19 protein-coding genes are annotated in these 18785 nt (G+C 38.1%); 9 read left to right on the top strand and 10 right to left on the bottom strand.

Annotation, left to right across the window (positions count from 1 at the left end):
* Window positions 1–36: 36 nt before the first annotated feature.
* Window positions 37–333 carry a thioredoxin gene (trxA, locus tag ACNKXV_RS05755; protein ID WP_417906748.1) on the top strand — a complete coding sequence of 99 codons (297 nt, stop codon included), beginning with the start codon at window positions 37–39 and terminating at the stop codon, window positions 331–333.
* A gap of 6 nt (window positions 334–339) precedes the next feature.
* Here the strand turns inward: trxA and ACNKXV_RS05750 are convergent, their stop codons facing one another.
* From ACNKXV_RS05750 to ACNKXV_RS05735, 4 genes are read right to left on the bottom strand one after another with little or no spacing between them, the layout of a single operon-like run.
* Window positions 340–1266, bottom strand: coding sequence for a DUF5996 family protein (locus ACNKXV_RS05750; RefSeq protein WP_417906747.1), 927 nt, complete (start codon window positions 1264–1266; stop codon window positions 340–342).
* Window position 1267: 1 nt separating this feature from the next.
* Window positions 1268–1768, bottom strand: a complete 501-nt coding sequence (locus ACNKXV_RS05745; protein WP_417906746.1) for a YciI family protein — start codon at window positions 1766–1768, stop codon at window positions 1268–1270.
* Entirely contained in the window at window positions 1765–2238 is a 474-nt protein-coding gene (locus ACNKXV_RS05740) for a CYTH domain-containing protein (RefSeq protein ID WP_417906745.1), read from the bottom strand. The genes ACNKXV_RS05745 and ACNKXV_RS05740 overlap by 4 nt, the downstream gene beginning before the upstream one ends.
* Window positions 2238–2909 (bottom strand): NAD(P)H-binding protein, encoded by a 672-nt coding sequence (locus ACNKXV_RS05735; protein WP_417906744.1) that lies wholly within the window; start codon window positions 2907–2909, stop codon window positions 2238–2240. Before ACNKXV_RS05735 ends, ACNKXV_RS05740 begins: the two co-directional genes overlap by 1 nt.
* 141 nt (window positions 2910–3050) lie before the next feature.
* Here ACNKXV_RS05735 and dinB point away from each other — a divergent pair, with 141 nt between their 5' ends.
* Both dinB and ACNKXV_RS05725 read left to right on the top strand, forming a co-directional pair.
* A complete protein-coding gene (gene dinB, locus ACNKXV_RS05730) occupies window positions 3051–4142 on the top strand; it encodes a DNA polymerase IV (RefSeq protein ID WP_417906743.1) in 1092 nt (363 codons plus the stop codon).
* Window positions 4143–4146: 4 nt separating this feature from the next.
* Window positions 4147–4365, top strand: coding sequence for a hypothetical protein (locus ACNKXV_RS05725; protein WP_417906742.1), 219 nt, complete (start codon window positions 4147–4149; stop codon window positions 4363–4365).
* Between the two features lie 42 nt (window positions 4366–4407).
* Here ACNKXV_RS05725 and pyk read toward each other — a convergent pair whose 3' ends face one another.
* The 5 genes from pyk to ACNKXV_RS05700 all read right to left on the bottom strand — a co-directional run bounded on the left by pyk (window position 4408) and on the right by ACNKXV_RS05700 (window position 8677).
* Window positions 4408–5838: a pyruvate kinase gene (gene pyk / locus ACNKXV_RS05720; RefSeq protein WP_417906741.1), complete on the bottom strand. Its 1431-nt coding sequence runs from the start codon at window positions 5836–5838 to the stop codon at window positions 4408–4410.
* Entirely contained in the window at window positions 5838–6323 is a 486-nt protein-coding gene (locus tag ACNKXV_RS05715) for an IPExxxVDY family protein (protein ID WP_417906740.1), read from the bottom strand. Before ACNKXV_RS05715 ends, pyk begins: the two co-directional genes overlap by 1 nt.
* 114 nt (window positions 6324–6437) lie before the next feature.
* On the bottom strand, window positions 6438–7169 hold the full coding sequence (rnc, locus tag ACNKXV_RS05710) for a ribonuclease III (RefSeq protein ID WP_417906739.1): 732 nt from the start codon (window positions 7167–7169) through the stop codon (window positions 6438–6440).
* Window positions 7170–7172: 3 nt separating this feature from the next.
* Entirely contained in the window at window positions 7173–8426 is a 1254-nt protein-coding gene (gene fabF / locus ACNKXV_RS05705) for a beta-ketoacyl-ACP synthase II (RefSeq protein WP_417906738.1), read from the bottom strand.
* 14 nt (window positions 8427–8440) lie between these two features.
* Window positions 8441–8677 carry an acyl carrier protein gene (locus ACNKXV_RS05700; protein ID WP_013069791.1) on the bottom strand — a complete coding sequence of 79 codons (237 nt, stop codon included), beginning with the start codon at window positions 8675–8677 and terminating at the stop codon, window positions 8441–8443.
* A 147-nt stretch (window positions 8678–8824) separates the two neighbouring features.
* Between ACNKXV_RS05700 and purN the strand changes: the two genes are divergently transcribed.
* From purN to ACNKXV_RS05680, 4 genes are all read left to right on the top strand, one after another.
* Window positions 8825–9424, top strand: coding sequence for a phosphoribosylglycinamide formyltransferase (gene purN, locus ACNKXV_RS05695; protein ID WP_417906737.1), 600 nt, complete (start codon window positions 8825–8827; stop codon window positions 9422–9424).
* The gene (gene rnhA / locus ACNKXV_RS05690; protein WP_417906736.1) at window positions 9421–9885 is read left to right on the top strand and encodes a ribonuclease HI; all 465 of its coding nucleotides are present in this window, start codon (window positions 9421–9423) and stop codon (window positions 9883–9885) included. Before purN ends, rnhA begins: the two co-directional genes overlap by 4 nt.
* 74 nt (window positions 9886–9959) lie before the next feature.
* Window positions 9960–10883: a PfkB family carbohydrate kinase gene (locus ACNKXV_RS05685; protein ID WP_417906735.1), complete on the top strand. Its 924-nt coding sequence runs from the start codon at window positions 9960–9962 to the stop codon at window positions 10881–10883.
* A 75-nt stretch (window positions 10884–10958) separates the two neighbouring features.
* Window positions 10959–12857, top strand: coding sequence for an amidophosphoribosyltransferase (locus tag ACNKXV_RS05680; protein ID WP_417906734.1), 1899 nt, complete (start codon window positions 10959–10961; stop codon window positions 12855–12857).
* A 616-nt stretch (window positions 12858–13473) separates the two neighbouring features.
* Here the strand turns inward: ACNKXV_RS05680 and ACNKXV_RS05675 are convergent.
* Window positions 13474–14082, bottom strand: a complete 609-nt coding sequence (locus ACNKXV_RS05675) for a superoxide dismutase (RefSeq protein ID WP_417906733.1) — start codon at window positions 14080–14082, stop codon at window positions 13474–13476.
* A gap of 175 nt (window positions 14083–14257) precedes the next feature.
* On the opposite strand from ACNKXV_RS05675, the gene ACNKXV_RS05670 reads away from it, so the two are divergent.
* A complete protein-coding gene (locus ACNKXV_RS05670; protein ID WP_417906732.1) occupies window positions 14258–17368 on the top strand; it encodes a UvrD-helicase domain-containing protein in 3111 nt (1036 codons plus the stop codon).
* Between the two features lie 71 nt (window positions 17369–17439).
* Complete coding sequence (gene kbl, locus ACNKXV_RS05665) at window positions 17440–18633, top strand: glycine C-acetyltransferase (protein WP_417906731.1); 1194 nt, start codon at window positions 17440–17442, stop codon at window positions 18631–18633.
* Window positions 18634–18785 lie beyond the last annotated feature (152 nt).

The following is an 18785-nucleotide window of genomic DNA, read 5'->3' as shown; positions in this document are numbered from 1 at the left end:
TTAAATATTTAAATTTACTCTAAAACGAAGTGAGTTATGAAAAGTAGTTTTAGCGAAATAATAAAAAGTGACATACCGGTTTTGATCGATTTTCATGCCGAGTGGTGTGGCCCGTGTAAAACTTTAGCTCCGATTCTTAAGGAAGTAAAAGAGGAGTTAGGAGAAAAAGTTAAGATCGTAAAAATTGATGTGGATAAAAATCAACCACTGGCTGCAAAATATCAGGTGCGTGGTGTACCAACCATGATACTTTTTAAAAATGGAGAGCAGTTATGGAGACAATCCGGAGTGTTATCTAAACATGAGATCACCCAAAAGATAACTTCCGCGTAGATTTCACTAAAGCTCTTTTAGAGGCGGAACTTTAAATGCGTCGATATCCCAATCTGCTAATCCGGCTGAGGCCTGATAGGCGCTTTCCATAAATTCAAGTAGAACTTTCCCGGGATTATCCTTCCTCGCCAGATCAGCATAAGTGAGAATGGCCATAGGGCCTCCGTTGATCATGATCCAGTTGGCTTCTGCAGGTTCCAGAGTCTCCTTGTCCAGGTGTTCGGGAGAAGGAAAAGCGTAAGAATAAAATGCAGGTTCCTGTGTATTTTCGTCCCCCGCCCAAAAACCGAAACTTATGCATTCATGACTATACGAATCCTTGTTTGCAATATTGGAATCGCTATTGGTTGGCACTTTTTTACCTGAAAATCTGGTAACAGCAAGATCCATGGAATGCCAGAATAGTTGTGACGGACTGGTTTTCCCATAGAATCTGCCGCTGAATTCATTAAATATAGAGTTGACCCATAAAAAGGCTTTCCAGTATTGTGCCGCGTATTTTTTGTTGTAGTGGTGAATATCATGGATTTCTGAAAAATGCTTTTCTATTCCTACCTCATAAGGTTTTGCATTGATCCTGATATTTATGTCCAGCTCCCTTAAGATACTGGTAAGATAATTATAGAAATCTGAAACACTTAGGTTTTTTTCAAGGCGGAAGGACCTGATATCACCCGTACTTTTTACAATATCTACCCTGTGCTCGAGAATATTCAAACTAACCGAAAAGGATTCAAAACCTTTATTTATCGGGATAGGCCCGGTAGTAAAACCTTTTTCATAGACATATAGCGTGATGTACCACCAGTGATTCTTCCGGGGAGTGAAGGACATTCTTATTTTTCCCAATATCTGAAAAAACAAATGCAGAGTTAGCTTATGTTTCTCATTCCCCACATATTTTAATTCCGGTAATACATGACCTGTTTTCATATTATTTTAGTTTACCTCCTTTAGCAACCCACCAGGGGTGCACTTCGACCTTTAATCTTCCGGCTTTCACCATAGGGTCGAGATTAGCCAGACTATCGGCCTCCTTTGCTGTGGCGGTATTATAAACCACTATTCCTCTTAATTCACCATCGTCTCCCATAGGGCCGGTAAGGCTGGTATAACCTTCTTTGGATAGCCAGGATAAGTATTCCAGATGTTTTTTCTGAAGTTGTACAGCTTCCGTAGAATCCTGACTTCGGTTATTTCCCGACTTTAAAAATACCATATAATATTCCTGCATTAAATAAGTGGTATCACCCGATTTGTAACTGAAGGTTTTATAACCTTTTCGCTTAAGATCTGCTTCAATCTGAGCATTATTCGCAAGTTCAGGGACAGTATCCATGGACGCCTTTTCTTCAGCGGCTGAACTATTCTCTTTAGAAGACTGCATACAGCTTATGAATGCCGGAAAGATGAACAAAAAAATCAATTTTCTCATATCTTCCAGTTTTTATAAGGATTTGAAACTAACTGGGAGTTGTAATACTTCAGGTCTCCTGTAACCTCTTCTGCAAGCCACTCCGGTTTGTCGAAATCCTGTGTCTCGTCTTCTAATTCGATTTCTGCCAGTATAAGTCCTTCATTATCGTCGTGAAATTCATCGACTTCAAAGGTTTTCCCTTGAAAATCTATTAAATATCGATGTTTTTCAATTTTTCCGGGTTCACATAATTTGAGCAATTCTTTCGCGTCATTTATATCAATTTCCTTTTCCCATTCAAACCGGGATATTCCACTATCTGAAGTTTTTCCCTTGATAGTTAAAAATGCTTTTTTTCCTGCAATTCTAATTCTCGTGGTTCTTTCAGGATGGGAATTCAAATAAGCCTGGATAAATAAAGTTTTTGAGTGTGCCTGGGATTTAAAGGTCTCACTGCTAACTAAAAACTTCCTCTCAATTTCAGTCATTAATAATTTTCGTTTTGTACAATTTCCTTAATTATATGGGATTCGATCTTACCGGAAGTCTGTCTGCTGTTTGCAAGATGGATCATAGCGGTTGCAATAGTATCGGGTTCAATAGTTCGATATTTTTTTAAATCTCCTAACAGGAATTTATCTACTATTTTCATTACATTCTTAAAAGCAAATTCCATTGGTCTAACTTCTTCCCGTTTTCCACCAATTAGTGCCGGTTGAAGTATATAAGTGTTGGGTATATTCTGCGCAAGCACTGCACCTTCCATTTCCCCTTTAATCCGGTTATAAAAGACTTTACTATCTTCTTTTGCCCCCATGGCAGATATCACCAAAAAGGTGTCTATGTTATTATGTTTACATAACCAGGCGGCGGTGGCAGGAATCCCGAAATCAACCTTTCGGTATATATCACTATCAGGAGTTTTTTTCTTCGTACTCCCAATACAACAATAGACTTCGTCTGCCATAAAGAGTTCGCTGAATTTTTCAAGCTCAAACAGGTCGATAAGGTATTCTTCCAGTTTTTCACTTTTTGCTTTCACATGGCTTCTTCCAAAAACTTTAATTTTAGCATAGCGATCATCGGCTAAAAGTTTATTCAGCAATATACTTCCGGTTAAACCGGTGGCACCTAAGACAATAGCTGTTTTAGCTTGCATGTTTTAAAATATTGACGTCTTTCAAAGATAAGTTTTCTTGATCACAATCCTTTTGGAGGAGTCAGGTCAATTCCATCAAAGGATTTAGAACTATTTAGGTCTGTATGAGTCTTAAGAATCTAGTTTCACTAAATTTGTCAGGTGGAAAAACTTCGCAAAATTATCCATATAGATATGGATGCTTTTTACGCATCTGTTGAGCAATTAGACAATCCAGATCTTAGAGGAAAACCTGTCGCTGTAGGAGGCAGTTCTCAACGCGGAGTAGTAAGTGCAGCAAGTTATGAAGCCCGGAAATTCGGGGTTAGAAGTGCCATGAGTAGCGTAATTGCCAAACGTAATTGCCCGGACCTTATTTTTGTGAAACCGAATTTTGAAAGGTATAAAGAGATCTCGGGCCAGATTAGGGAGATCTTTTTTGAATATACAGATCTTGTTGAACCGCTTTCCCTGGATGAGGCTTACCTTGACGTGACCGAAAATAAGAAGGGACTTATGAGCGCCACTCTTATTGCTAAAAAAATAAGAGATAGAATTAAGGAAAAAACCGGACTGAATGCCTCTGCCGGAATCTCCATTAACAAATTTATCGCCAAGGTTGCCAGCGATGTAAATAAGCCTAACGGACAAAAAACAGTAAACCCGGAGGAGGTTATCCCTTTTCTTGAAGAACTGGATATCAGAAAATTTTACGGGGTTGGAAAAGTAACAGCCGAAAAAATGTACCGCTTAGGAATTTTTAGCGGAAAAGATATAAAACAAAAGTCAGAAGAGTATCTAACTGAACATTTCGGAAAAAGTGGCGTTCATTTTTATAATGTGGTAAGAGGAATTCATCATAGTGAAGTAAAACCTCATCGAACGCGAAAATCTCTGGGTGCCGAAAGAACCTTTAATGAAAATATATCTTCTGAGATCTTTATGCTGGAAAAGCTTCAAAACATTGCTGAAGAGATCGAACGCCGACTAAAAAGAAGCGATGTCGCCGGGAAAACCATCACTCTTAAGATAAAATACAGCGATTTCACCCTGCAAACCCGCAGTAAAACAATTAACTATTATATTTCAAGTAAAGATTTGATCCTTGAGATCGCAAAAGAGCTTCTGTATCAGGAGAAAATGAAAGATTCGGTGAGATTACTGGGTATTTCACTTTCCAATCTTAATACAGATAAAGGAGAAATTTCCGAAGAGAAAAAAGAAATCTCAGTTCAATTGAAATTTAAGTTTTAGCGAAATGAAAAAGTCTTTTCTAAAGCATGTCATTAAGGGAGCAGCCTTGTTTTGTTCGGTGATTATAGTACTTGAAATTCTTATAGATTTATATCAAAAAAATACTGTGGAATTAAGTCTGGAAGACATTATCCTGGATGTAATCACGGGGATTCTGTTTTCCTTATTTATGACTTCTCTGTCTTTTAAATGGAAAGAATATTATGATAAAAAAAAGCCGTAAATAAATTTTACGGCTTCTTAAATTATAAAAATAGCAAAGTTCTTATTCGATCTCTGAAACCCTTAAAGTATTAACCATTCCCTTTGCAGTAATAGGCATAGCCGCAAGGTTAATTGTAAAGTCTCCTAATTCAACAAACTTATATTTCTTAGCGATATCGTTAATATCGTCTATAGTTTCATCTGTACTTACAAACTTATCGTAATAGAAAGCCTTAACACCCCATAACAAACTTAACTGGTTAAGTATTCTTCTATTAGAAGTAAATACAAGAATATGAGCTTCCGGTCTCCAGGCAGAGATCTGGAATGCGGTATATCCACTGTTTGTTAGCGTACAAATCGCCTTAGCTTTGATCTCATTGGCCATATTAGCCGCATGGAAACAAACTGCTTTAGTAATATATCTTTTTGTTTTAACATGTGGTGGCTCATGCGGAACCTTGATCAACGGAGAGTTCTCAACGCTTTCAAGGATCTGAGACATTTTTTGAATTACCTGCACCGGATATTGCCCTACTGAAGTTTCTCCAGATAGCATAACCGCATCTGCACCATCCATAACCGAGTTAGCTACATCATTTACCTCAGCTCTTGTTGGAGTAAGGCTGGTAATCATGGTCTCCATCATTTGTGTAGCAATAATCACCGGGATTCTGGCTTTTTTCGCGGTTAGCACCAGCTTCTTTTGAATTAATGGTACTTCCTGCGCCGGAATTTCTACTCCAAGGTCACCACGAGCAACCATAAGTCCGTCACAATAAGATACGATCTTGTCGATATTCGCTACCCCTTCCGGTTTTTCAATTTTCGCAACGATTGGAATTTTGAATTTTGAATGCTTTTGAATAAGCTTCTGAAGTTCCATTAGGTCTTCAGCATGTCTAACAAAAGATAACGCCATCCAATCTACCTGAAGCTCACATGCAAAAATTGCATCTTTCACATCTTTTTCAGTAAGTGCTGGAAGCGAAATACTTGTATTTGGAAGGTTTACTCCTTTTTTGGACTTTAATGGCCCACCCTGGATCACTTTGGTTTTTACTTCATTCTTTTTGTTGGTAGTAACCACCTCAAAAATAAGTTTCCCATCATCAAGTAAAATTCTTTCTCCGGCTTTTACATCTTTTGGGAAAGAGTCGTAATTCATGTAAACTCTTTCGGCAGTTCCTTTGAATTCCTTACCGGTAGCGAAAGTAATTTCGTCCCCTTCAGAAACCACAACCTCTTCTTTCATCACTCCTACCCTAAGTTTAGGTCCCTGTAGGTCGGCAAGAATAGCTGCATTAAAACCTTCTTCGTCATTTAGTTCACGAATCATTTTAATTCTCTCCTTTACATCTTCATAATCTGCATGGGAGAAATTAATTCTAAAAACGTTTACACCTTCCTGCAACATTCGTTTTAAGGTCTCTTTACTACTGGTTGCAGGGCCCAGTGTAGCGACTATTTTTGTTTTCTTGTTGGTAGGCATTATTCGAAAATTAGATTTTGTTTGGTTTTTAATTTATCCACATCAATTGCATATGCAGCCTGTACACCGGGAATCTGACTAATTTTGGTCAACACTCTCGAAAACTCCTTTGACTGGATCTCTTCACTTATTTTTAAAAAATAATCTACTTTACTGTACTCAGGGATAAGATTGACTTCCTGAGAACTAAATTCCTCTTCGCCAAAGAGAGATCCGGAGCTCATAAATTTTTTTGGTTCGCCTTTATACTTGTTACTAACAAGCTCCAGACTGTAATATGCTTTTGGATCTTTATAAGAATATAACGCATACATCGCGTGATAATCTGAATGATTAAAGTCTATGTCCTTGCGCTCCCGCGCCAGCTTTACTTTGAGGTATTTATTTATAAAATACGCCATTTTATATCCCTCCAAAGAGGAATAAATTGCGATCAAATAAAAAGGCTCATCTTCAACTTCCAGCAGCATTTTATGCGATTGCATGAACTAAAACTTTAAGGATAAAGATAGTATATCGATAACAAAATCACGAAAATAGGGGGTGAAAATTATTAATTATCTACGAAAACGTTATAGTTTACGTTAATTCTTCAATAATTAATCTATTTTATTTTGCAAGGCGTAGTAAGCTCTTTTTGATGCTTTCTCCTCTGCTTTTTTCTTGGAAGTAGCTCTGGCTTTTGCCACCACGCGTTTGTCTATACGCAATTTCACTGCAAAATGTTTAAGCTCATCATTTCCGGTATCTTCATAAACCTCGAAGTCGAACTCCTTTTTTTCTTTTTGACACCATTCGATCACCAGGCTCTTGTAACTTATAACTTTACCCTCCAGTTGCTCAATATCCACATAAGGATCTATTACCCGCTCATAGATAAAGCGTTTGCAGTATTTATAGCCTCTATCCAGATAAATAGCGCCAACAAGTGCTTCAAAAAGATTCCCATGAATATTTACACCAAATTGTTCTTTTGGGATATTGGTTTGCACATGTGCGATCAATCCAAGATCTTTTCCAAGTTCATTAAGATGCTTTCGGCTTACAACCTTCGAGCGCATTTTGGTAAGATAACCTTCATTCCCGCCCGGCACAGCTTTAAACAGATGAGAAGCCACCACAGCACTTAACATGGCGTCCCCCAGGAATTCCATGCGTTCGAAATTGATGGCATTACCCTCTTCATCTTTTCTGTTCAAAGAGCGATGTGTAAAGGCTTTCTTATAATAGGTAAGGGTTTTAGGCTTAAAGCCTAATATTTGAGTGAGTATATTAAAAAAATTCCCGCCTTTAGAAGAACGGGAATTTAATATGTTTCGAATAACGCTCATGGCCTATTCGTCTAACTTTTTAAATACTACACAAGCATTGTGTCCACCAAAACCAAAAGTATTGCTCATTACAATTTTCACATCTCTTTCCTGTGCTTTATTAAGCGTTAGGTTTAAAGAAGGATCAATGTTTTCGTCAATATTCTCATGATTAATTGTAGGTGGCACTAAACCATGTTGCATGGAGAGTATTGCAGCAATTGCTTCAATAGCCCCGGCAGCACCAAGTAAATGCCCGGTCATGGATTTAGTTGAATTGATATTAAGAGTCTTGGCATGTTCTCCAAACACTTTAGTGATCGCTTTAAGTTCAGCAACATCACCTAAAGGTGTAGAGGTACCATGAGTATTAATAGCATCAATATCTTCCGGTTTTAAGCCGGCATTCTCAAGACAGTTTTTCATTACTGCCACAACGCCGTCACCTTCAGGATGAGGAGCAGTCATGTGATAAGCATCAGATGATAACCCACCTCCTATAAGTTCGGCATAGATCTTGGCTCCACGTGCTTTCGCATGCTCATATTCTTCAAGAATAAGAGCTCCACCACCTTCACCTAATACAAAACCATCTCTGGTTGCATCAAAAGGTCTGGATGCGGTTTCTGGACTGTCGTTTCTGGTAGAAAGGGCATGCATTGCGTTAAATCCACCCATTCCAGCCTGAGTCACAGCCGCTTCAGATCCTCCGGAAACAATTATATCACTATAGCCCAAACGAATATTGTTCAAAGCATCGATCATTGCATTTGCAGAAGATGCACATGCAGAAACAGTGGTATAATTAGCCCCCATAAAACCGTGTTTGATCGAGATATTACCAGGAGCAATATCAGCAATCATTTTCGGTATAAAGAAAGGATTAAAACGTGGAGATCCATCTCCTTCTGCGAAGTTGATAACTTCGTTCTGGAAAGTTTCCAATCCACCTATCCCTGCACCCCAAATTACGCCAACGCGAAATTTGTCTACAGTATCAAGGTCGATACCAGAATCCTTGATAGCTTCGTCTGCGGCAACCATGGCGTATTGGGCGAACCTATCAAGCTTTCTGGCTTCCTTGCGATCAAAATGATCTAAAGGATTAAAATTTTTGAGCTCACAAGCGAATTTAGTCTTGAACTTTTCAGTATCAAAATAAGTGATAGGCGCACTACCACTTTTCCCGTTTTTAAGTCCTTCCCAATATTCCTGTAAATTGTTACCAATTGGGGTTAAGGCACCAAGGCCTGTAACTACTACTCGCTTTAACTCCATATGGTTGTTTAGATTTATTTTTTAGCGTCTTCAATATATGAAATTGCCTGACCAACAGTTGCAATGTTCTCAGCTTGATCGTCTGGGATTTGAATATCAAATTCCTTCTCGAATTCCATGATCAATTCAACCGTGTCTAGTGAATCAGCACCCAAGTCGTTGGTGAAGCTGGCTTCGTTTACAACTTCATTCTCGTCAACTCCTAATTTGTCAACGATAATAGCTTTTACTCTTGATGCAATGTCTGACATAATTTTTTATTTTAATTTTGATTAGGTGGCAAAAATAAAAAACTTTATTTTAAAACCGATTTTTACTCCAAAAATGTGAGCGTAATTTACATAAAATTCATTTAAAGCATTTAATTTTACAACCTAATAAATGTTAACAGCCTAATTTTGAGTGACAAACTAAAAAAGCCCCGTCAAAAGATTGTCATCTTTGCTTCAGGCTCCGGCACCAATGCCGAAAATATCATAAAATATTTCCGGAATTCAGAAGAAATTGAAGTTGCCGCGGTATTTTCCAACAAAAAATTCTCCGGCGCTTTAGAGAGAGCTCATAATTTGAAGGTGCAGGCATTGCATTTTGACAGGAAAGCTTTTTATGATACTCACGAGGTCCTGAATATTCTCAAAGACATGAAGCCAGACCTTATAGTCCTGGCCGGATTTTTATGGCTTATCCCTTCGACGTTCATTAAAACATTTCCGAATAAAATCATCAATATTCACCCGGCACTTTTACCCCGTTTTGGTGGAAAAGACATGTATGGCAGCCGCGTACATGAAGCTGTTATAGAGAGCAAGGAAAAAGAAAGCGGGATCACCATTCATTATGTAAATGAAAAGTATGATGAAGGGAATACCATCTTCCAAACCAGCATTCCTATTGAAGACGGGGAGTCCGCACAAAATTTGGCCTCCAGGATCCATAAACTGGAATACAAACATTTTCCTGAAATAATTCAGCAAACCTTACAACAACAGGACAAGTGATTTTACCAAAAGTACATGTTTATACTGATGGTGCTGCCAGGGGAAACCCGGGACCCGGAGGTTACGGGATAGTAATGGAATGGGTAGGGAAAAATTACCGCAAAGAATTTTCAGAAGGATTTAAGCTTACCACAAATAACCGCATGGAACTACTTGCAGTTATAGAAGCCCTTAAAAAATTAAAGACTCCCGGCACTCCATTAAAGGTATTTACAGATTCAAAATATGTTTCAGATGCGGTGAATAAAGGCTGGGTCTTCAACTGGGAAAAGAAAAACTTTATAAACAGAAAGAATACTGACCTCTGGAAAGCATTCTTAAAAGAATATCGCAAACATCAGGTTCAATTTCAATGGATCAAAGGTCATAACGATCATCCACAAAATGAGCGATGTGACGCTCTTGCCGTGGCAGCATCCAAGGAAAAAAATCTGAAGCCGGACAAAGGTTATAAAGCTTAACATTTAGGAACAGGCTGGAAGTTTACAGCTTGAAAAACAAACTGTATATTTGCACCCATATTATAAAACCCGTTATGAGTAAATTACTTATTGTTGGAACAGTAGCATTCGATGCAATTGAAACACCATTTGGAAAAACCGATAAAATTCTTGGAGGCGCAGGCACCTATATTGGACTATCTGCCGCTAATTTTGAGGTAGACAGCGCAGTAGTTTCTGTTGTTGGAGACGACTTCCCTCAGGAATATCTGGACCTGATGGCAAACAACAACATAGATATAGAAGGTATTGAAATAGTAAAAGGAGGAAAAACCTTTTTCTGGAGTGGAAGATATCACAACGACCTTAATTCCAGAGATACTTTGGATACACAACTTAATGTTCTTGCAGATTTTAACCCTGTAGTACCAGAAAATTATAAGGATGCCGAGTATGTAATGCTAGGTAACCTTCACCCTCTGGTACAGCTAAGTGTACTAGAACAGGTGAAAAATCCAAAACTGGTAGTTCTGGACACCATGAATTTCTGGATGGACAATACTTTAGAAGACCTTATGAAGGTTATAGAAAAAGTAGACGTGATCACGATTAATGATGAAGAAGCCAGACAACTTTCCGGTGAATATTCATTAGTGAAGGCCGCCAGAAAAATTGAAGAAATGGGACCTAAGTATGTGGTGATCAAAAAAGGAGAGCATGGAGCATTGCTTTTCCATAAAGATCAGATCTTCTTTGCACCTGCATTGCCACTGGAAGAAGTATTCGATCCAACCGGAGCGGGAGATACCTTTGCCGGAGGATTTATTGGTTACCTCGCCAGAACCAACGATGTCTCTTTTGAGAATATGAAGAGCGCCATCATTTATGGTAGTAACCTCGCTTCTTTTTGCGTTGAGAAATTTGGAACCGAAAGAATGCAAAAACTTTCAGGCTCTGAAATTAACGAGCGTCTGGACGAATTCAAGAAATTGACTCAGTTCGAAACAAGACTCGATTAAAAAATATTGCCCTGTAATTTCAGGGCTTTTTTTATGACCAAAACACACAACTAATTCCTAAAAGGAAAACACAACATGAGTGATGCTTTAAAACACGAATGCGGGATAGCCCATATCAGGCTTCTTAGACCTCTGGATTATTACAAAGAAAAATACGGGACAGCATTTTATGGAGTAAATAAAATGTACCTGATGATGGAGAAGCAGCACAACCGTGGACAGGATGGAGCCGGTTTTGCCAGCATCAAACTAAATACCGCACCGGGAGACCGATATATTAGCAGAGTTAGATCTAACCAGGCGCAACCTATACAGGATATTTTTGAACAGATCAACCAACGCATCAACGAAGAGATCCTGGCAAATCCTGAATATGCCGATGATACCGAATTACAAAAACGCCACATCCCGTATCTGGGAGAGGTTTTTTTAGGTCACGTTCGCTACGGAACTTTTGGAAAGAATAGTATAGAAAGCGTGCATCCGTTCTTAAGGCAGAACAACTGGATGCACAGAAACCTGATTGTTGCAGGGAATTTTAATATGACCAATGTAAACAAGCTTTTTAATAATCTTGTGGAACTTGGTCAACATCCTAAAGAAAGAGCAGATACGGTTACTGTAATGGAGAAAATAGGGCATTTTCTGGATTCAGAAGTGCGCAAACTCTATAAAAAACTTAAAAAGGAAGGCTTTTCTAAGAAACAAGCTTCCCCCCATATTGCCGAACAGCTAAATGTGGCAAAGATCCTGAGAAAATCCTCTAAAAACTGGGACGGTGGATACGCTATGGCCGGATTGATTGGTCATGGTGATTCGTTTGTTTTAAGAGATCCTGCGGGAATACGACCGGCTTACTATTATAAGGACGATGAAGTTGTGGTAGTAGCTTCAGAAAGACCTGTAATTCAAACGGTGTTTAATGTTGATTTTGACGATGTTCATGAATTACCGCCCGGAAATGCCATTATCACTAAAAAGAATGGCGAGGTTAAGATCCAGGAGATCCTTAAGCCTTTAGAGCGAAAAGCCTGTTCGTTTGAAAGAATCTATTTCTCAAGAGGTAGTGATGCCGAGATCTATGAGGAAAGAAAAATGTTGGGTAGGCTATTAATGCCCGATGTTTTAAAGTCAATCAAACATGATACTTTAAAAACAGTGTTCTCTTTTATTCCGAATACTGCTGAAACTTCCTTTTACGGAATGGTGGAAGCAGCCCAGGATGAATTGAACAAGCAAAAGAACGAAGCTATTCTTGAAGAAAAAGAAACTTTAACCGATGCCCGTCTCCAGGAAATATTATCCCATAGACTAAGAACTGAGAAGATCGCCATCAAGGATGTAAAGTTAAGAACCTTTATTACTGAAGACAGCAGCAGAGATGACCTGGTAGCTCACGTTTATGATGTTACTTATGGAGTGGTGAAACCGGACGATAACCTGGTAATTATCGATGATAGTATCGTAAGAGGTACCACCCTGAAGAAAAGTATCATTAAAATGATGGACAGGTTAAAACCTAAAAAAATAGTGGTGGTTTCCTCTGCCCCTCAAATAAGATATCCGGATTGTTATGGGATAGACATGGCCAGACTGGAAGACCTGGTAGCCTTTCGCGCCGCATTGGAATTATTAAAGGACACCAACCAATATGATATTGTTGAGAAAGTTTATGAGAAATGCCTAAAGCAGGTAGATCTTGTAGACAGTGAAGTTCAAAATTTCGTGAGCGAGATCTATGATCCATTCACCAATGAACAGATATCAGATAAGATTAGCGAACTACTGTGTGACAAGGACGTAAAGGCAGAGGTTAAGGTCATATACCAAACCGTTGAGAATTTACATAAGGCATGTCCGAAAAATCTTGGAGACTGGTATTTTACGGGAGATTATCCAACCCCGGGAGGAAACAGGGTTGTCAATAGAGCCTTTATGAATTTCTACGAGGGTAAAACCGACCGTGCATATTAATAAATACCTTTTAACTAATAAATGTGCACTTAATCTAATAATCTTTGTGCGTATGGCTTTTCTGTCTACATTAGTATCGCCATAACATAAGTAGGTTAAGTTCATGGTAGATTTGGGGCAAAAAAAGGTGGAATTCATTCCGCCTTTTTTTATTTTCTACAACTCCCATAATTTTTGTACAATTATTTTTCCCTTCCAATAAACAAATCATAATTTATAGCTACTTGCCTAATTTTCAGGTATTTCGTCTAATTTTCCAATTTCATGTATTCTTTCTTACTATCTTTAGAATACCATAGCATAAGTAGGTTAAGTTCATGGTAGATTTGGGGCAAAAAAAGGTGGAAGTCATTCCGCCTTTTTTTATGGATAAAACTCAGTATTTAACATAAATTATTGTGTTTCAGTATTTTAACTAATATTTGGGTATTTTGTCTAATAATAATTTTTGCTACGCTTTTTCGTTCTATCTTTAGAATACCATAGCATAAGTAGGTTAAGTTCATGGTAGATTTGGGGCAAAAAAAGGTGGAATTCATTCCGCCTTTTTTTATGGATATAACTCAATAAAAAAAGCCGCTTATCGCGGCTTTCCTTCAAACATTATATGTTTTAATTATTTTGCTTTTGCATATCTGCTGGATACTTCTTTCCAGTCTATTACATTAAAGAATGCATCGATATACTCTGGACGCTTATTTTGATAGTTTAAGTAATAAGCATGTTCCCAAACATCAAGACCTAAGATTGGTGTTCCACCACATCCAATTTCAGGCATGATTGGATTATCCTGGTTAGCAGTTGAGCAAACTTCAACTTTCCCACCAGAATGTACACAAAGCCATGCCCATCCAGATCCAAATTGTCCGGCTGCTGCTTTAGAGAACTCATCTTTAAATGCCTCGAAAGAACCAAAAGCTTTATCGATCGCATCGGCAAGATCACCTTCTGGCTTACCTCCACCATTAGGAGACATTATTTCCCAGAAAAGGCTGTGATTGTAATAACCTCCTCCATTATTACGAACTGCTTTATTGGACATATCGAGATTCTTTAAAATATTCTCGATGTTTTTACCTTCCATATCTGTACCTTCAATGGCAGCATTAAGCTTGCTTGTATAACCGGCATGATGTTTTCCATGGTGGATTTCCATGGTTTTAGCATCGATATGGGGCTCCAATGCATCAAAAGCATATTTTAATTTTGGTAACTCAAAAGACATAATTATCTGATTTTTTTGTGATTAGTATAAAACTCACCCAAATTTAACATTATACACACTTAAAGGAAATTTTTTAGTGTTATAAAATACTTAAAAGCACCTTCTATTTAAAAGGCATTTTTATTTTAACTTTCAAAAAAGTTTAAAATTTGAAACCTCACTAATTCAGTACTCCTTGAATAATTTTTTCCATATTTATAATGCCTCGGCTGGTTCAGGAAAAACCTTCACCTTGGTAAAAGAATACCTCATCTTGTTATTTAATTCTTCCAAAAACGATAGGTATAAAAATATCCTGGCCATCACTTTTACCAATAAAGCGGTGGAAGAATTGAAAAAAAGGATCATTAAAAGTCTTGCTGAATTTTCAAAGGAGGAAACTACTGCCCGCGACAATCCATTAATGCAGGCTATTATAAGCGAAGCCAGCCTTACTGAAGCTGAAATCAAACTTAAATCTCAGGAAATTCTTCAAAGCATAATTCATAATTATGCTGCTTTTGAAATTTCCACCATCGATGGTTTTACTCATAGAGTACTCCGCACCTTTGCCAGAGACCTTGGACTTCCCATGAATTTTGAAGTTGAGTTAGGAGCCGAGGATATTTTAGCTGAAGCGGTTGACAGTTTGATTAACCGTGCAGGCAGCGATGAACGATTAACCAAAGTACTTATAGACTATACCATTTCCAAAACTGATGATGACCGTAGCTGGGATATAAGCCGGGACCTGTTTGAAATTTCCCGGTTATTGATTAATGAAAATCATCAGCACCCGGTTTCCTTGCTTAAATCAAAAACTCTGGACGATTTCAAGGATTTTTCACAGCGACTAACCAGGGACATTACTTCAGCTGAGCAAACCCTGATTTCTTCAGCCGAATTGTTTTTTGATCTATTAAATACAAATGGAATTGATGAAGCCGATTTTAGTGGAAAATATATTCCGAAGCATTTTGAAAAACTTCGGAAAGGGGAAAAAAATGTAAATTTTGATGCAAAATGGGCTCAAAATATAGCTGAAGGTGATCTTTATCCTAAAAAAGCACCTGAAAGTGCAAAAATAGCCATCAAGGCTATACAACCCGAGATCGCAAACCTTTTTGAATCTACAAAAAAGCTGTTTTTTCAAATTGAATATTTAATCGAGATCAAAAAGAACATTGTCCAGCTTTCGCTAATAAATGAAATCAACCGGGAAATAGAGCTTATTAAAAAAGACCGGAATCTGGTTTTGATCTCAGAATTCAATCCAAAAATAAGTGCACAGGTTAAAGACCAGCCTGCACCTTTTATCTATGAACGCCTGGGAGAGCGATATCAACATTATTTTATTGATGAATTCCAGGATACTTCCACCATGCAATGGGAAAATCTCATTCCTCTAATTGCCCACAATTTAAGTCAGAGTCAACAGCAATCAGGATTAACCATCGTGGGCGATGCCAAGCAAAGTATTTATCGCTGGAGAGGAGGAAGGGCAGAGCAACTCATAGATTTGAGTAATTTAAAGCAAAGCCCGTTTCAGCAACAGCCGAAGGTGGTCAATCTTCCGGGGAATTACCGGAGTGGTTCTGAAGTTGTGAATTTTAATAACGGATTCTTTTGTTTTGCTGCTAACATATTAACCCATCCGGAGTATGCCGATCTCTTTGCGCAATCTGCACAGGAACCTAAAAAAGGAGATTTTGGGTATGTAAATGTGGATTTTATAGAAGCAAAAAACAGGGATGAGGAAATGGAAATCTATCCGGTGAAGATCCTTGAAACCATCCGGGATTTAGAAGACCAGGGTTACTCCAAACAGGATATTTGCATACTTACCCGCAGAAAAAAGGAAGGAATTGTAATTGCAGAATATCTTAGTGAAAATTCGGTATCGGTAATATCTTCAGAGACCCTGCTAATTTCGCAGTCTCCTGAAGTAAATTTGATCACGAATATCTTATCCTTAACGCTTAATCCGGAAGATGATAAAATAAAGCTGCTTATTTTCGATCTGCTTGCCGAAAGATATCTTAAAGAAGAAGAAACGTATGAGATCCTGAAAAATTCACTTTCTCTAAACGGGAAGGAATTTTTCAACTGGCTGGCAGATTACGGAATTGATTTCAATTTTGACCAACTTCAAACCCTGTCGCTATACGAAGTTGCCGAATATATTATTAGAAGCTTTGACCTTGTGAAGGATTCAAATGCTTATGTACAATACTTTTTAGATTTTGTCTTCGAAACCTCTCAAAAATCTACTAATAGTTTGGGTGACTTCATGGAGTTGTGGGAGCGGAAGAAAGATAAAATGAGCATAGTTGTTCCAGATTCCGATGATGCGGTTCAAATTATGACCATTCATAAATCCAAAGGCCTGGAGTTCCCCGTGGTTATTTATCCTTTTGCAAATGCCGACCTGCAAAACACAAGATTCGATAACCTGTGGCTGGATATCCCCGATGAAACCATTCCGTTGGCTTACGTAAGTGCCTCGAGAAAAATGCTTAACTGGAACGATGAAGCAGCTATAAAATATGAAGATCTTTTAAGCAAGAACGAATTGGATGCTCTTAACGTGCTGTACGTTGCATGTACACGTGCTGCCGAACAATTATACATTTTCACCAATTATCAGGAAAAACCTAAACCTTCCCCAAATGTTTCAGATATACTTATGGACTATTTGAGGTCAATAGGAAAATGGGATGGGAGTTTATCTTATGAATTCGGGACTAAAAAGAAATTCATTGAAAAGAAATCGGCAATGAAAGCTGGAACAGCACCCACAAAATTCTATTCCTCCCCCGTTCAAAATACAGCTGTAAATATAGTTACCAGAGCGGGGTCGATGTGGGATTCCAAACAACAGGAAGCTATAGAACGTGGGGAGATCGCCCATGAGATCCTTGCCAGAATAGACAAGAAAAAAGATCTTTCTAAAGCCCTGGACTGGGCCATTACATCGGGATTAATTACTCAGGAATCCAGTGAGGAAATATCAACCTTGATCAGCGGAATAATAGAACATCCTGAGTTAGAAAAATATTATTCAGAAACTTCAGTTAATATGAACGAAAGGGAAATATTGACTTCTTCCGGAACAAGGCTTAGACCAGACAGATTGAATTTCCAAGGTAATAAGGTAAGTATCATAGATTACAAAACCGGTGGATTTGTTGATACTCACACCCTTCAGGTTTCAGAATATGCTCAAGCAATAAGGGAAATGGGTTACGAAGTAGAACAGTCTTTACTGGTTTACACGAACGACCCTCTTATTATCAGGAATGTTTAAAAGAATTATAACTTTGTTCCTTCATTTTAGGTGCTACACCTAATTATAGAACAACAAACAATAACTACAACATGTACGGAAAAATAAAAGAACACTTAGAAAAAGAATTAGAAGAAATAAAGGAAGCCGGACTTTATAAAAAGGAAAGAATTATAACAAGTCCGCAGGATGCTGTTATTAAAATTTCTACCGGCGAGGAGGTTATTAACTTTTGTGCCAATAACTATCTTGGGCTGTCATCACATCCTGAGGTAATTCAGGCAGCGAAAGATACCATGGACACTCACGGATTTGGGATGTCCAGTGTACGCTTTATTTGTGGAACTCAGGATATTCACAAAGAATTAGAAAAGAAGATCGCTAATTTCTACGGAACCGAGGATACTATCCTTTATGCGGCCGCTTTTGATGCCAATGGAGGGATTTTCGAACCTTTATTAACTGCAGAAGATGCTATTATTTCAGATTCATTGAATCATGCTTCTATTATCGACGGAGTAAGACTTTGTAAAGCAGCCCGTTATAGATATGAGAACGGAAATATGGAAGATCTTGAAAATCAGCTTAAAGCCGCTAATGAAAAGGGTGCCCGCTTTAAGATAATTGTGACAGACGGGGTGTTCTCTATGGACGGTCTTGTTGCACCATTAGATAAGATCTGTGATCTGGCAGACAAATATGATGCTTTGGTGATGATCGATGAATGTCATGCTACCGGTTTTATTGGCGAAAACGGAATAGGAACCCTGGAAGAAAAAAATGTTCTTAACCGTGTGGATATTATTACCGGAACATTAGGAAAAGCTTTAGGCGGTGCCATGGGAGGTTATACCACGGCTAAAAAGGAGATAATTGAACTGCTTAGACAGCGATCAAGGCCTTACTTATTTTCTAATTCTTTGGCTCCGGCAATCGTGGGAGCTTCCATCAAAGTTTTCGAAATGCTTGAAAACGACGACAGTCTTAGAAAAAAATTAAAGGAAAACACAGCTTACTTTAAAAAAGGTATAATTGATGCCGGATTTGAAATAATCGATGGGGAAGCAGCCATAGTGCCGGTGATGCTGCACGACGCCAAGGTTTCTCAGGAAATGGCAGATAAGCTTTTAAAAGAAGGAATTTACGTAATTGGCTTCTTCTACCCTGTTGTTCCTAAAGGCAAAGCAAGGATTAGAGTACAATTATCTGCAGCTCACGAAAAGGAGCATTTGGATAAAGCCATTGCAGCTTTTGAAAAAGTAGGTAAGGAAATGGGGATTATTTAAGCAAAATATAAAGAGTAAAAAAGGTAACCTAAGCGGTTTGGATTACAAATTAGATTATTATATAAACTATAGTAATCGTCTCGAAACGCGCTGCAATTAAGAAAACTTTATTATTTTTACTTTTGTTAATATACATTAAGCATATACTTTTG

The sequence above is a fragment of the Christiangramia aquimixticola genome (genome assembly GCF_048285835.1).
Taxonomy (GTDB): domain Bacteria; phylum Bacteroidota; class Bacteroidia; order Flavobacteriales; family Flavobacteriaceae; genus Christiangramia; species Christiangramia aquimixticola.
Note: the sequence above shows the minus strand (reverse complement) of the source record. Positions and strands in the feature narration are given on the sequence as shown.